At 59.5% G+C, this 13,850-nt stretch carries 16 protein-coding genes; 11 read left to right on the top strand and 5 right to left on the bottom strand.

Annotation, left to right across the window (positions count from 1 at the left end; translation table 11 throughout):
- The first annotated feature begins 27 nt into the window (after positions 1-27).
- The gene (locus Thiofri_RS24550; protein WP_009149403.1) at positions 28-891 is read left to right on the top strand and encodes a sirohydrochlorin chelatase; all 864 of its coding nucleotides are present in this window, start codon (positions 28-30) and stop codon (positions 889-891) included.
- Here the strand turns inward: Thiofri_RS24550 and Thiofri_RS24545 are convergent.
- A complete protein-coding gene (locus tag Thiofri_RS24545; RefSeq protein ID WP_009149401.1) occupies positions 857-1,039 on the bottom strand; it encodes a PLDc N-terminal domain-containing protein in 183 nt (60 codons plus the stop codon). The two genes, Thiofri_RS24550 and Thiofri_RS24545, sit on opposite strands and share 35 nt — an antisense overlap.
- A 165-nt stretch (positions 1,040-1,204) precedes the next feature.
- Here Thiofri_RS24545 and Thiofri_RS24540 point away from each other — a divergent pair, with 165 nt between their 5' ends.
- The gene (locus Thiofri_RS24540) at positions 1,205-1,669 is read left to right on the top strand and encodes a DUF2177 family protein (RefSeq protein ID WP_009149398.1); all 465 of its coding nucleotides are present in this window, start codon (positions 1,205-1,207) and stop codon (positions 1,667-1,669) included.
- Between the two features lie 3 nt (positions 1,670-1,672).
- Here Thiofri_RS24540 and prlC read toward each other — a convergent pair whose 3' ends face one another.
- Positions 1,673-3,724: an oligopeptidase A gene (prlC, locus tag Thiofri_RS24535; protein WP_009149396.1), complete on the bottom strand. Its 2,052-nt coding sequence runs from the start codon at positions 3,722-3,724 to the stop codon at positions 1,673-1,675.
- Positions 3,725-3,734: 10 nt separating this feature from the next.
- On the bottom strand, positions 3,735-4,382 hold the full coding sequence (locus Thiofri_RS24530; RefSeq protein ID WP_223296743.1) for a CNP1-like family protein: 648 nt from the start codon (positions 4,380-4,382) through the stop codon (positions 3,735-3,737).
- A gap of 96 nt (positions 4,383-4,478) precedes the next feature.
- Between Thiofri_RS24530 and Thiofri_RS24525 the strand changes: the two genes are divergently transcribed.
- The 3 genes from Thiofri_RS24525 to Thiofri_RS24515 are packed head-to-tail and all read left to right on the top strand — an operon-like array spanning position 4,479 to position 6,235.
- Positions 4,479-5,033 (top strand): gamma carbonic anhydrase family protein, encoded by a 555-nt coding sequence (locus Thiofri_RS24525; RefSeq protein ID WP_009149393.1) that lies wholly within the window; start codon positions 4,479-4,481, stop codon positions 5,031-5,033.
- Positions 5,026-5,697 carry an SCO family protein gene (locus Thiofri_RS24520; protein ID WP_009149391.1) on the top strand — a complete coding sequence of 224 codons (672 nt, stop codon included), beginning with the start codon at positions 5,026-5,028 and terminating at the stop codon, positions 5,695-5,697. Before Thiofri_RS24525 ends, Thiofri_RS24520 begins: the two co-directional genes overlap by 8 nt.
- Positions 5,681-6,235, top strand: coding sequence for a copper chaperone PCu(A)C (locus Thiofri_RS24515; RefSeq protein WP_009149389.1), 555 nt, complete (start codon positions 5,681-5,683; stop codon positions 6,233-6,235). The genes Thiofri_RS24520 and Thiofri_RS24515 overlap by 17 nt, the downstream gene beginning before the upstream one ends.
- 177 nt (positions 6,236-6,412) lie before the next feature.
- Here Thiofri_RS24515 and Thiofri_RS24510 read toward each other — a convergent pair whose 3' ends face one another.
- Positions 6,413-6,655, bottom strand: coding sequence for a hypothetical protein (locus Thiofri_RS24510; protein ID WP_223296782.1), 243 nt, complete (start codon positions 6,653-6,655; stop codon positions 6,413-6,415).
- Between Thiofri_RS24510 and Thiofri_RS24505 the strand changes: the two genes are divergently transcribed.
- Positions 6,578-7,162, top strand: coding sequence for a c-type cytochrome (locus Thiofri_RS24505; protein ID WP_313778293.1), 585 nt, complete (start codon positions 6,578-6,580; stop codon positions 7,160-7,162). The two genes, Thiofri_RS24510 and Thiofri_RS24505, sit on opposite strands and share 78 nt — an antisense overlap.
- A 125-nt stretch (positions 7,163-7,287) precedes the next feature.
- Positions 7,288-8,082: an endonuclease/exonuclease/phosphatase family protein gene (locus Thiofri_RS24500; RefSeq protein WP_009149386.1), complete on the top strand. Its 795-nt coding sequence runs from the start codon at positions 7,288-7,290 to the stop codon at positions 8,080-8,082.
- Here the strand turns inward: Thiofri_RS24500 and Thiofri_RS24495 are convergent.
- Positions 8,079-8,669 (bottom strand): hypothetical protein, encoded by a 591-nt coding sequence (locus Thiofri_RS24495; protein ID WP_009149384.1) that lies wholly within the window; start codon positions 8,667-8,669, stop codon positions 8,079-8,081. The genes Thiofri_RS24500 and Thiofri_RS24495 overlap by 4 nt on opposite strands.
- Before the next feature lie 84 nt (positions 8,670-8,753).
- Here Thiofri_RS24495 and Thiofri_RS24490 point away from each other — a divergent pair, with 84 nt between their 5' ends.
- The 4 genes from Thiofri_RS24490 (at position 8,754) to Thiofri_RS24475 (ending at position 13,713) form a co-directional block, all read left to right on the top strand.
- A complete protein-coding gene (locus Thiofri_RS24490; protein ID WP_083848481.1) occupies positions 8,754-9,131 on the top strand; it encodes an SAM-dependent methyltransferase in 378 nt (125 codons plus the stop codon).
- Entirely contained in the window at positions 9,062-9,562 is a 501-nt protein-coding gene (locus Thiofri_RS24485; protein WP_009149382.1) for a nucleotidyltransferase domain-containing protein, read from the top strand. Before Thiofri_RS24490 ends, Thiofri_RS24485 begins: the two co-directional genes overlap by 70 nt.
- Positions 9,563-9,600: 38 nt before the next feature.
- Positions 9,601-9,795 carry a hypothetical protein gene (locus Thiofri_RS24480; protein ID WP_040855956.1) on the top strand — a complete coding sequence of 65 codons (195 nt, stop codon included), beginning with the start codon at positions 9,601-9,603 and terminating at the stop codon, positions 9,793-9,795.
- Positions 9,796-9,858: 63 nt separating this feature from the next.
- Entirely contained in the window at positions 9,859-13,713 is a 3,855-nt protein-coding gene (locus tag Thiofri_RS24475) for an Eco57I restriction-modification methylase domain-containing protein (protein ID WP_009149381.1), read from the top strand.
- Positions 13,714-13,850 lie beyond the last annotated feature (137 nt).

Genomic DNA, 13,850 nt, shown 5'->3' with positions numbered 1-13,850 from the left:
AGGCACTACAACTTGGTCGCCAGTCTTATGACCCAGATTTTGCTCGTCGACAATGGTTCCAAACGCCCCCATGCCACCATCTCTTTGCGCGCGCTTGCAGCGCGCCTGCAGGAGCGTTGCGGACAAAGGGTCATGCCGGTGTCTCTTCTGCACTCCGACAGCGTCCCGCCTGCTGCGCTCCATGGGCACCCGGCAATTACTCTAGTGCCCCACCTGCGCGCCCAGCTTGAGGTCGGCCATCGGGATTTTCTCGTCGTGCCGCTGTTCTTCGGTCAAAGCCGCGCCCTGAGCCGCTTCATTCCGGACACTATCACGGCTTTAAGCGCGGAGTTCGGCGCTTTCACTCTAAGCACGGCGGATCCGCTCTGCCCGCTGCCGCAGGGCGAACCGCGTCTGGTCAGTATTCTTGAAGACAACCTGACCTGGTGTCGCCGTTGGGCCGAGCGACCACCGCAGCAGGTGTTTCTGGTCGACCACGGCTCACCCGCCCCAGAGGTCACGGCGGTGCGCAACTGGCTGGCCGGGCCGCTTGGCGAGCGCATCAGCGACTGGGCCGGCTTGACCGAGGCGGCCATGGAGCGCCGCTCCGGCAGCGAGTACGACTTTAACGGCCCGCTGCTCGCCGATGCACTCGACGCTTATGCCAGCGCGCATCCGCAGGCGAGCGTTGCCGTGGCCATGCAGTTCCTCGCCGCCGGCCGCCATGCCGGTCCCGATGGGGACGTGGTCGCCATTTGCCGCGACATCGAGCAGCGCCACCAGGGTTTTTCTATCTGTCTGTCGCCGCTCATGGGCGGTCACTCGTTGCTTGTCGACATCCTGCATGATCGCCTTTGCGGCGCAAACCAAGATGCGCTTAGCGTTTTGGGCCGAACAGTAGCCACAAAATGAAGCCGAGTAGCGGCAACAGCAGGATCAGCACTATCCACAACACCTTACCCAGAGTGCCGGCGCTGCTCTGCACCGTTTTGATGATGGCGTAGATATCCAGAATCAGCAGCAGTAAACCGAAAAATCCGGTGATTTGAATGTCGATCATATTTTCCTCTGCCAAATTTCACTGAAAAACCGGCATCATAACCAAGAAGTTTCCGCCTTGGTGAAGGCGGCGTGCCAGTGACTGCTGCCCGACCCAACACGGAAAGCTTATTTGTAACAGCGATGAACAATACTCCCTGGACCAAACCAAGGGTGGAGGAAAGGCATGACTGTTCGGTATTACATCAAACTCTACTTGCTCACAGTCCCTGTGTTTTTTGCCCTCGACATGTTCTGGCTGGGCTGGCTTGCGGTGGACTTTTACCAGGAGCAGATTGGGCACTTGCTCGCGGGGCAGGTCAACTGGTTGGCGGCGCTGGCGTTTTACTGCATCTATATCGCCGGTATTCTGATATTTGCTGTGCTGCCGGGGCTTAAGCGGCAGTCTCTTGTGCATGCCGCAACGGTGGCGCCCGCCTTTGGGTTTTTTACTTACAGTACCTATGAGCTGACCAACATGGCCACCTTGCCGGACTGGCCGCTGACGCTGGTGCTGGTTGATACGCTGTGGGGCATGCTGTTGTGCACCTCGGTGGCCAGTCTGAGCTATCTGATCGGTCGCTGGTTGCTGCGAGCTGGCCATGGCGGCGAGCGGATGGGTGATGGGCAGGGTGAATCATCTTGCCGGTAAGGGTCAGGTTGCAGATTGCGCTTGCGCGGAGCTGATGCCGCTGTGGCGCAGCAGGGCCTCGGTGGTGGGCTCGCGGCCACGGAAGGCGATGAACAGCTCCATGGCCTCGGCTGCGCCGCCTTGCTCAAGAATGCGCTCGCGGAAGGCTTGGCCGGTGGCGGTATCAAAGATGCCGCGCTCCTCGAACAGCGAGAAGGCATCGGCGGAGAGCACCTCGGCCCACTTGTAGCTGTAGTAGCCGGCCGCGTAGCCGCCGGCAAAAATGTGCGAAAAGCCGTGGGCGAAGCGGTTGAAGCTCGGCGGCTTGATCACCGCGACCTGATCGCGCACTTGATCGAGAATCTCATAGATGCGCGCGCCGGCGTCTGGGTCGAACTCGCTGTGCAGGCGGAAGTCGAACAGCGCGAATTCAAGCTGACGCACCATGAGCATTGCCGATTGGAAATTGCGCGCGGCGCGCATGCGCTCGAAAAGCGCATCCGGCAGCGGCTCGCCAGTCTCGACATGGCCCGAGATCAGGTCGAGGGATTCTCGCTCCCAGCACCAGTTTTCCATGAACTGACTGGGCAACTCGACCGCATCCCAGGGCACATTGTTAATGCCGGCGATGGCCGGGTGATCGATGCGCGTGAGCATGTGGTGCAGCCCGTGACCGAACTCGTGGAATAAGGTCAGTACCTCCTGATGGGTCAGCAGTGCTGGCTTCCCCTCGACTGGCGGGGAGAAATTACACACGAGATAGGCGACCGGAATCTGCTGCTGGCCAGCGCTGAAGTAACGGTTGGCGTAAACATCCATCCAGGCGCCACCGCGCTTTTTCTGCCGCGCGTAGGGGTCCAGGTAAAACTGGGCGCGTAACTCGCCGGTGCTGTCGTGCAGCTGATAAAAATGCACGTCCGGATGCCAGAGCCCGGGCGCCTCGGCCTCGCTGATGCGGATGTCGAACAGCCGCCGCGCGATCTCGAACAGGCCCGGCAGCACCCGGGAGATGGGGAAGTAAGGCCGCAGCTCCTCCTGACTGATGGCGTATTTGTGTTGTCTGAGTTGCTCGGAGAAGTAAGCAACATCCCAGGGCTCAAGGCTTTGGTGCCCAAACTCGGTTGCGGCGAAGGTGCGCACCTCGTCAAGTTCGGTGCGGGCGTGGTTGAGCGAATGCGCGGCCAGGTCGTTGAGAAACGCCATGACCTCGTCTGTGGAGCGCGCCATTTTGGGCGCCAGGGATAGCTCGGCATAGTTGGCGAAGCTGAGCAACTGTGCCCGCTCGTGGCGTAGCGCGAGGATTTCTTCCATCAGCGGGCCATTGTCCCAGCGCCCGGCATGGGGGCCTTGGTCCGACGCACGCGTGCAATAGGCTTCATACAGCTCGCGACGTAGAGTGTCGTCCTTGGCGTACATGATGACCGGGAGGTAGGAGGGGATGTCGAGCGTCAGCACCCAGCCGTCGAGGTCGCGCTCGCGCGCCTGCTGATGTGCCAGAGCCAGGGCGGACTCGGGCAGCCCGGCAAGCAGGTCTTGCTGCTCGATATGTTTGAACCAGGCGTTGGTGGCGTCGAGCAGGTTTTCCTCGTACTGGCTGGTCAGGCGTGTCAGGCGCTGGTTGATTTCGCGAAAGCGGGCCTTTTGCGCTGGCGGCAGGTCGACGCCAGAGAGGTGAAAGTCGCGGATGCTGTGCTCAAGCATCTTGCGCTGGGCGGCATCGAGCCCCGGTTGCCGGGCGACGGCCTGATAGCCCTGAAGCAGTGCCGGGTTTTGTCCAACTTCAGTGCCATAGTCGCTCAGCTTGGGCAGGCCGGCGTTGTAGGCCTCCCGCAGCGCCTCGGAGTTCATCACCGCGTTGAGATGGCTGACTGGCGACCAGGTGCGGTTGAGCCGGTCATCGGCGGTCTCGATGGGCTCAATGAAGGTCTCCCAGGTGGCGCTGTCTGGATTGCTGGTGAGGGCTTCAATCAGCGCGCGGCATTCGCTGAGGCGGGCATCCAGCGCCGGTTCGATGTGCTCGGGGCGGATGGCTGAGAACTCGGGCAGGGACTGGTCGGTCAGAAGGGGGTTGGTCATTGGGTGTGTCTTATTCCATCATGAAGCCGCTGTTGTCGTATTCGCCGACGCGGCCGTTTTTGAGCGCTCGCACTTGCGATTTGTGCGGTCGTGGTTCGAATTTGCGCGGCACGCACAAATAATAGCGCCAGAGTTCTTCGTGGATGGGGTCGGCGCCGGTGCGATCAACCGGCCGCCAATCCTCCCCTAGTCCGCTTGGCTGAAAGCTTAAGTTTTGGCCATAGGCGTAGATGCGATACTCCCCGTGCGGGGTGCAACGGATGCCCTCGAACGACAGGTTGCGGGTGCCCGAGGAGGACTCGGCCACCAGGGTGTAACGCACCACCTTATCCGCGCCTGTGCTCAGGCTGCGGGCATCGATAAAATATTCAAACGGCTCGCTCGCGCTGTCGAGGCGAACCGGGATCAGGTCTTGCTCGCGCGGCCAAGGCGGCAAGCGGACCTGCTGCTCGCGCCATTTCTCGCCATCGCGGATGCTCTTGGGCGCGTCTGGTTCGGCGTCATTGACAAAGAGATTCTCTTGCGCGCTAGTTGGGCCTGCGAGTGCTAGAGTCAGCAGGCCAAGCGTGAGCAGCCTGGCTGGGCTTGGGGCGCATGTCGCGCGCATGGTTTTTGTTGCTCTGGATGTCGGTTCGGGATAATGCGATGCGGTGTTCATTGAGTTGGTCACCTCGGTGAGCGCTGTCGCCAAGTCGGTGGAGCATCGTGCTAGCATATCCGAGGCGATGCACAGGGCCAAACAGCAGGAGTAGTCATGAATAATGTCCGCAGTTATCAGGGGCTGGAACCACAGGTCGCGAATGACGCCTGGATCGACGAAACCGCCGTGGTGATTGGCCATGTGAGCGTCGGCCCTCAGGCCTCCATCTGGCCGCAGAGTGTCGTGCGCGGGGACATCCATCGCATCGAAATTGGCGCCGGCAGCAATATACAGGACGGCTGTATTCTGCATGTCTCCCACGACAGTCGCTTTCTGCCCGGCGGCGCCCCCACCATTGTGCACGACTATGTCACCGTGGGTCATCAGGCGGTCCTGCATGGCTGCGAGGTGCAGGATCATTGCTTGGTCGGCATCGGTGCCCGGTTGCTTGATCGCTCGGTACTCAAGCCGCGCTGCATGCTCGCGGCCGGCGCCCTGGTGCCGCCGGGCAAGATCCTTGAGGGCGGTTACCTCTATGTGGGCGCTCCGGCGCGGCGCGAGCGCCTACTGACCGATCTGGAGCTCGAATACCTCGACTACGCAGCCGAACACTACATCCAGCTCGCCGTGAAGCATCGCATGACCGTCTCCCTTGGGCTCAATGCCTGAGCGCTTGCGTCTGTCCGCCTGGTTGCTGCCGGTTGCCGCGCTGGGCCTGGCAATCTTGCTCGCTTGGCTGTGGTTTGGCTGGCAGCCGCAAGCCCCCGCGCATGCTCTGCTCGATGCAGGGACTGATTCGCCACCTGGGGGCGATTTTGTTCTGCAATCCGCCACCGGGGCGGTGAGCCTTGCCGATTTTCGCGGCAATCTGGTCTTGCTTTACTTTGGCTATACCGCCTGTCCGGATGTCTGCCCGACCAATCTTGCCTTGATCGCCATGGCGCTGCGCGAGCTGACACCCGCGGAGCGCGCGCGCGTGCAGGTGCTTTTTGTCAGCGTTGATCCGCAGCGCGATGATCCGGCGCGTCTCAAGCAGTATGTTGAATACTTCCATCCAGACATCGTCGGATTGACTGGCAGCGATGCCCAATTGCGCGCCCTCACCGGGCGCTATGGCGCAGTCTACCGCCGCAGCGAAGACCCAGGCTCTGCCATGGGCTACTTGATCGACCACTCAGCCTCAACCTACCTGATTGACGCCCGGGGCAGTCTGCGCGAAACCCTTGGGCATGCGACTCCATCTGCGGAACTGGTTGCCACCCTGCGTCGCTACCTAGCGGACACTGGCCTTGAACCCACCTTGTTGGATAACACCCATGTCAAAAATCACTGATTGTTTTCATTGCCCGAGTACGAGATATGCCTTTTCGCCAGTGCTGATCGGGGCGCTGTGGCTGCTCGCCGCTGCTGCTGCGCCAATGGCCTTTGCCGCTGATGCGGCTGTTGCAGCGGCGCCGATGCCGCTGGTGCAGGATGCCTATGCGCGCGCCGTGCCACCGGGGCAGCCCAACAGTGCGGCCTTCATGCGGATCATCAACCCAACCGCAGAGGCACTGGCGTTGGTTGATGCCTCCAGTTCGGTGGCGAGCGTGGTGGAGTTGCATACCCATGTGCAGGAAGACGGTATGATGAAAATGCGCCGCGTCGAGCGCATTGACTTGCCGGCAAAGGGCGAGGTGATTTTACAGCCCGGTGGTCTGCACCTGATGCTCATTGGTCTGACACAGCCACTGGCTGCGGGAGATCCGGTCGATCTGCGCTTGTCGTTCGACAACGGAGCCACGCTGGCTCTGACTGCCGAGACCCGCAGCATCATGGGGCAGATGGGCATGCACGGTCATCGCGCGGACCAGGCTTTGCCTGAGGATTGAGCTTTCGCGACGCGCCCTTGTGAGATATTCCGCGATACTGCACGCGCGATGGCGCCCAAGTGTTGTTAGTCCTTGGTGAGTTCCGGCTAGGTTTCGCCACCATTGGCTCGGCGTTTTGCGCACGCTGGGCAATGGGCTGCGATGGTGGGGTTTGAGCGCTTCGGATTGCCCGAGGCGTCAGATTCTGCTATACATGCCGGGTTTTTCCGGTCGTGCTGGCAGATGTGAGCGCTTGACATGCGCATCATTCGGCACGGCAAAACCAGAATCAATCAAATGGTAGGCATTATGAAGCGAGTCCTGATGACAGGCGTCCTGGTTGCGGGTCTGGCCGCGACCTCTTTGCAAGCGGGCACCTCCGCTGGCATCATCACCGGCAACGCCGAAAAGGGTAAAGAGAAGGCAGGCCAGATTTGTCATGCCTGCCACGGTTTGGATGGTAATGGCATGGCGGCTCAGCCAATCTGGCCCAAGCTTGCCGGTCAGCATCCCAACTATATTTACAAGCAGCTCAATAACTTCAAGAATAATGATCGCTACAATGTGCAAATGTCGCCGATGGCCATGCCATTGACCGACGAGGACATGCGCAATGTTGCGGCTTACTACTCGAGCCTGCCGCAGTCCGGAGGCGTTGCCGCTGCCGATCAGGTCGAGCTGGGCGAGAAAATCTACCGTGCCGGAAATCCCAAAAGCGGCGTGCCCGCTTGTTCAGGCTGCCACGGCCCCTCGGGCATGGGAACCAATCTGTCAAAGTTTCCGCGTCTTGCCGGTCAGTATCCGGAGTACATTGACCAGACGCTCAAGCTGTTCCGCAAGATGGAGCGCGCGAACGACCCCAATGGCATGATGCGCGGTGTTGCCGCTCGCATGACGGATGAGGAAATCGCTGCGGTCGCGCAATACATCTCTGGTCTGCACCAGTAGAGCCGGCAGCCTTTCGTCTCCTGCCCTCTATCCGCTGTCCCTTATCCCCACTGTCGGCCCCGCGCCGGCAGTGGCTTTGCGCGTGATCAGGGTGCCTCACGCGGTTCTATCTCGAGTGCGCTGCCATGGATCGCCTGCGACTGCTGAGCTACAACATCCAGGCTGGCATCGCATCGGTGCGCTACCGGGATTATTTCGCCAATAGCTGGAAGCATCTGCTGCCGCATCGGGCGCGCATGACCAATCTCTCGCGCATTAGCGAGATGCTCGGCGGTTATGACGTGGTCGGATTGCAAGAAGTGGACGCCGGCAGTCTGCGCAGCGCCTTTGTTGACCAGACGGAATATCTTGCCCGGATCTCCGGCTATCCGCACTGGTATCGCCAGATCAATCGCGATCTTGGCACCCTGGCTCAGCACAGCAACGGCGTGCTGAGCCGTCTGCGGCCCAAGATGATCCGGGATCACAAGCTCCCTGGCCTGCCTGGGCGCGGCGTGCTGCTCAGCGAGTTCCAGACCAGCGGCGGTGGATTGCTCGCGGTCTGCGTGGTGCATTTGGCGCTGGGCGCGCGGGCGCGGCGGCGCCAGCTCGAGTTTTTGCGCGAGCTAACCGGCCAATACTCCTGTGCGGTGCTCATGGGGGATTTCAACAGCGGTTGCGGCTCGGGTGCTCTGCGCGCCCTGGTTGATCGTGCCGGCTGGCATGGTCTGGACTGCGAGCGCAAAACCTTCCCCAGTTGGCGGCCGATGCACAACCTCGACCACATCCTGGTCTCTGCCAATATTGAGATCCTGAACGCGCAAGTTGTGGACTATGCGCTCTCTGATCATCTGCCGATCAGCATGGATATTCGCCTGCCCTCAGGGATTGAGCCTTGCGAGCCTGTGGTGGAGCCACTGCCTGGCCCAGGTGTGATTTAGTCCTGCACGACAAACCAGTGCCAGGAGAGTCCGTCGCTCGCTTGCTCGAGTAATGCGAAGAGTCCTGGCAGAGGTGTGGCCTCGCCGGGGAACACTTCCTCGATGCCGAGGGTCAGACGGGCAAAGCCTGCTCGGCCGCGCCAATCCCAGTGCCAGGCATCGCTGACCTTTGAGCAGGCCGGGCAGGCGAGTGCGCTGTGCTCGGGCCAAGACCAGGATGCCATCTGTTTCGACCACTGGTGCAAGCTCTTGCCGCAGGCCGGGCAGCGCGGCGGGCGGGTATTGCGTCCGTGCAGAAAGCGGGGCTGCGCACTGGCCGGATTGAGGCGGAGGTGGCAGCCCCCAACGCTGATGGTGCCGGCAGTATCTGGCAGGCCATCGAGCTGAACCGCGCATCCGGTAAAGCCGACAAAGTCGAAGAATCGGTCTCCCAGGGCGAAGGCGGCGGTGTCTGGCGCGCAGCCTGCCAATGAGAGCGGGGTGCCGAGGAAAGCGGCCTGCATCAGGGCGCTACGCAGAGGTTCCGCCGGTGGTGCTTTCAAGGGGTCTTCTGGTGTCAGCAGGAGTCTGCCGGTATGAAGTGGCATAGGCGCCCCGGGGAAGTCATTAGAGTGAAACAGCGGTTGTGTTGGCCGGCTTGGTCTGGTCAGGCCAGCTCAGGTCTGTAGCCCATGAAGCTTACGGAAATAGCAGGAGAACATCCATTAATCCTCGCGGCGCTGGCGCTCAAGCCCGGTCAGGCGGTGGCGGATGTCGGTGCGGGCAGCGGCTTGTTCAGTCTGTTGTTCGCGCAGTCGGTGGGGCCGACGGGGCGAGTCTATGCCGTGGATATTTCAGAGCCTTTTACCCGCGCGATCGCCGAGCGCGCAGCACAAGCAGGGCTGGATCAACTCGTTACAGTCACGAACGATCAAAGAAATGAAATAAATGGGTCCAGGCCGAGCCTGAGGAAGATGAAGCTCACAATCGCCAGACTGATATGCACATTCCCGAACCTCCATCCGCTTCCGCAGTTGATCATCGCCGTGCCGAGATCGAAAACCGGCTGACAGCCATCGAACAGGATCATCAGGTTCATATCCTCCTTGCCTGCGAATCCGGTAGCCGCGCCTGGGGCTTTGCCTCGCCGGACAGCGACTTCGACGTGCGGTTTCTTTGCGTCCATCCGCTGCCTTGGTATTTGCGCGTCCATGCCGGTCGCGAGGTGATTGAATACCCCATCACGGACGATCTGGACATCAACGGCTGGGAACTGCGCAAAGCCCTTCCGCTGTTGGCCAAGGACAATGCGACGCTGCACGGTTTGAAGAAATACCTCTATGTGTTGCGACCGCTCTTGGCAACTCTGTGGATCGAGCGCGGACTGGGTCTGGTTCCCATGCGCTTTGTGACTCTTGTCGAGGCATTGATCGACGATCAAGACTTGCGCGCGGCCATTGATCAGTTGCTTGCCCTTGCGGATTGTTGTGATGGAGAATGATGACTCTCCTATAATCAGTTTGCCCGGAGCAACACAGAGTGAAAAGCGAGCCGACATCCGTGACATCGGCGCTTGGCGAGGCGTTGATCGAGCGCTTGGCGACCGCATTGCAGGGTGATCGCGCCTGCCTGAGCGCGGATGTGGCGGCGCTGCGTGACTTGTCGTTGATCGAACAAACCGCCGATGGAGTTGTAAACTCACCAGCGCCTTCGCCCACCCGGCAAAATCGCTGACTGATCCTTTCAGTCGCCTGCGGCACCGAGCAACACTCGGACGAGGCAAAAGGACATCAAACAATGAATGAAAGCCACCAGCCCCTCTTCAATACCGCCTATCTCCGGGCCATCTGGGCCAAGGATTTCGAGGCTTTCCAGAAGTCCGACGCCGCCCCGTCGCTGTTGGACCGACTGAAGAACTGGGCCGATAAGGACTGGCAGAAGGAAACGGCGGCGGGCAGTACCTTTATCGACCTGTTTTTCAAGCAAACCTGGGGCTATTCCGCAAGCGGCGAAGGAGACAAAGGCCAGGGATACACGCTGATGCCAGAATTCGCGGTGCAAGGCGCGGGGTCTGGCGGTGGAACCGGTAAGGCCGACATCGCCATGGGTTATTTCGGTCGCCCGGACATGGACGACATTCCCCAAGTCCTCGGCGAATTCAAGGACGACCGTTCCGGGCTCGACAAGCCGCAGCTTGGGCGCACCAACCAACGCTCGCCCGTCGATCAGTGCATGGACTATCTACGCGAGGCACGCGCGGGCCGTGCATCCGCCATCTTGCCGACTTGGGGCCTGGTGACGGACATGAACGAGTTCCGGCTTTACCGATACGGCAACAAGGCGCAGTTCCAGCGTTTTGTGCTTCGCCCAGCGGACGGCGACCCCGGCCTGTCCCTGCTCGATGAAGGGTGCGCGGCCGCTTTCGAGCGATTTGTCTTCGCGCGCATGTTCGCTCGCGCATGGCTCTTGGCCGAAGTGGCGAAATCGCCGCTGGAAAAGCTGCTCGACGACCAGTTCATCTTCGAGCAAGGGCTCGAAAACGAGTTTTACCTCGAATACCAAGCATACCGAGAGGAAGTGTACCGAGCGCTTCGGGAGTTGAATCCCCAATACGAAACCGAAGGCCGACGGCGCCGCCTGGTGCGCCACACCCAGCGGTTTTTGGATCGGTGCCTATTCATCCTTTACTGCGAGGACATGGGAGCCGAACTGAACTTCCCCACCAACGTGCTCCGGGACTTATTGATCGAGATCTCCCAAAGCAAGTTCTATAGCCCGGACGGCCAGGACGCTTGGGACGCGGTAAAGCGCTTGTTCGCCGCCATGCGCGACGGGACCCCCTTTGGGGAGGAGCGGATCAACCGATTCAACGGCGGCTTGTTCGAGGCCGACGCCGAAATGGACGCGCTGCGCTTGCCCAACAGCATCTTCTGCGAGAAGAACCAAGGGCAAAGCACCGAGCGGGCGCTGCGGTTTCCGCGCACGCTGCTGTTTTTTTCCGCCAAATACAACTTCGGGCCAACGGACGAAGGCGACGAGAAAACCCTGACCCTAACCGCCATGGGCCGGATTTTTGAGCAGAGCATCACCGAGCTCGAATACATGGAGGCCAAAGCCGAAGGGCGGGAGTCCCTCACGGAGCTGACCCGGCGCAAGCGCGATGGCGTCTATTACACCCCGGAATGGGTGACCCACTACATCGTGGAGGAAACGGTCGGGGCGCGGCTGGCGGAAATTCGCGCCACGCTCGGCTTCGACCGCTTCGCGGACATCGACGAAGAGCGCATCCGGCGCTACCACGGAAAAGGCAATAAGACCGACGCGGTGAAAGCCGTGGGCGAATACATCGACGTGCTTCGGCAGTACGAGGACCGACTGAATGCGCTGACAGTGGTCGATCCGTCCTGTGGGTCCGGCGCCTTTCTGATTCAAGCCTTCAAGTACCTCTATGAGCAAAAGCAGTGGATCGTCCGGGAGCTGGAGCGCACCACCCGCCAGAAGCAGCTGTTCGACTCCCACGAAGCCATGCGGGAAATTCTCTCCAAAAACCTGTATGGCGTGGACATCAATGCTGAATCAGTCGAAATTACCCGGCTCGCCCTGTGGCTCCATACCGCGTTGCCGGATCGACCGCTGACCTCGCTCGACCAGAACATACGCTGCGGCAACAGCCTGATCGGATCGGATTTTTACCGCCAGTTGGGCATCGACCAGGATTTGTTCGGGGAAGACGAACGGGAGCGGGTGAATACCTTCGACTGGGAGACGGCCTTTCCGGAAATTTTCGAAGGAGACGAACCAGGCTTCGACTGCGTGATTGGAAACCCACCCTATGTGAAGCTCCAGCACTTCCGCCGCATTCAGGAAGACGTGGCTAAATACCTGCTGGAGGCGCGACGCGAAGACGGCAAGCCACTATACGAGAGCACCCAGACCGGGAATTTCGACATGTACCTCCCGTTCATCGAGAAGGGCGTGGAGCTTTTGAACGCCAGCGGGAAAATGGGGTATATCGCGCCGAATGTCTGGATGGTGAACGAATACGGCAAGGGACTGCGCCAAAAGTTAAAGCGCACCCGGCGACTTGATCGCTGGGTCGATTTCAAGAGTTTTCAGGTTTTCGATGAAGCCATTACCTACACGGCTTTGCAGTTCTTTTCCGGGCAGGAGCGGGATTCGTTGCGATGTGTTTTCGCGCCGAGCGGAAAGGAGGATATTGCCGGGGTGGAATGGCGGGAAATCAGTGATGCAATTTCTTTGGAGAATTTACCGCCGGAAGACAGTTGGGTGCTGATGCCTAACCTCGAGCGCACGCTTTATCAAAAACTGGACAACCATTGCCAGCGATTAGATGAAATTGCCAAAGGAATTACGGTCGGCATTCAGACCAGTGCGGATTACATCTATCATTTAGAAAAAGTCGGCCCTGGTCGTTACCTTCATAAACCGAAAGGGAAAAAGGCCCCGTTCGAGGTCGAAATCGAGGACGCTATTATGCATCCGTTGGTGTCAGGGCCGGAGGCCAAAAGATACCAAGCGCCAATAACAACCACTTTTCTTCTGCATCCTTACGACATTCGAGATGGGAAACCACATCTTTTTTCTCAAATGGAAATGGAATCAAGCTTCCCAAAGGCATGGAACTACCTAAAAAAACGTGAAAACGACTTGAGGAATCGCGAAAAGGGGAAAATGGATAAGGATGATTCCTGGTGGGCTTACAATTATCCAAAAAATTTAGATAAGCAAGAGTTACCGAAATTGATGGTCCCTAGGCTTGTATTGAATTTATTCACTGCCACAGATAACCTAGGTGGATTTTATCTTGACAATGTTGATGTCAATGGAATTATTGTTGTAGATCAATCCGATCTCTTTTTTCTTTGTGGCATTCTTAATGCGCCTGTCGCAAACTTTGTTTGGCGCCGAATCTCAAAGCCGTTCCAGCACGATTACCGTTCGGCCAACAAACAATTCATCGCCCCGCTACCGATCCCCAGCGCCACGCCCGACCAAAAATCCCAAGTCGCCGAAAAGGCCAAGAATCTGCAAACCCTCCACACCCGCCGTCGCGATCTGTTATTGATGATCGACAAGCGCCTGGACAGCGACCAGTGCGCCGACGACAAACGGGGCGAAAGCTGGTTCTGGTCCGACGTGAAACCGACGGCCAAGCTGAAGAAAGAAGCCCCGGAGGACCTGACAGCCAAGGAACGAACCGCCTGGGCCAATGCCGAACGCGAAAAGAAACTGGCCGCCCGCCTGGAAACCATCGACGCGCTGCTCCGGCCCGGCGCCACCCTCGACGCAGCAGAGGAATTCGGCGAACTTCAATTCCTTGCCGACGGCGTGGCCGTCATCAAAGGCATTTTTCTCGACGAAGCGGATGCCGCCTTCATCGCCGCCCAATGGCGGCAAAAAGCCCGTCGCACCAACGTAACCGCAAAATTCACCGCCCAGAGACTGATCGCCTCCTTACTCAAGCTCCGCAAGACCGATAACCCAGCCATCCACGAGCAGATCACGAAAATCGACACTGAAATTCAACAGTTGGATAAAGAAATCGCCAGCGCCGAAACAGAAATGAACCAGCTCACCTATCAGCTTTACGGCCTGACCGAAGACGAAATTCGCTTAGTCGAGAACGGGTAGAGGTAAACCGCGCCGAGAATGGTGGGGACCAGGGGCCTGCGAAGAACAGGTTCGATCACATCGGGGTCAACGACGATCACACGCTCGAAGATCCGCACTCCGAGGTCAAGATGACCGAGATGAAGCTCAAGCGGATT

Origin of the sequence: Thiorhodovibrio frisius (genome assembly GCF_033954835.1) — a bacterium.
Classification (GTDB): domain Bacteria; phylum Pseudomonadota; class Gammaproteobacteria; order Chromatiales; family Chromatiaceae; genus Thiorhodovibrio; species Thiorhodovibrio frisius.
This window is presented reverse-complemented; position numbering and strand designations above follow the sequence as displayed.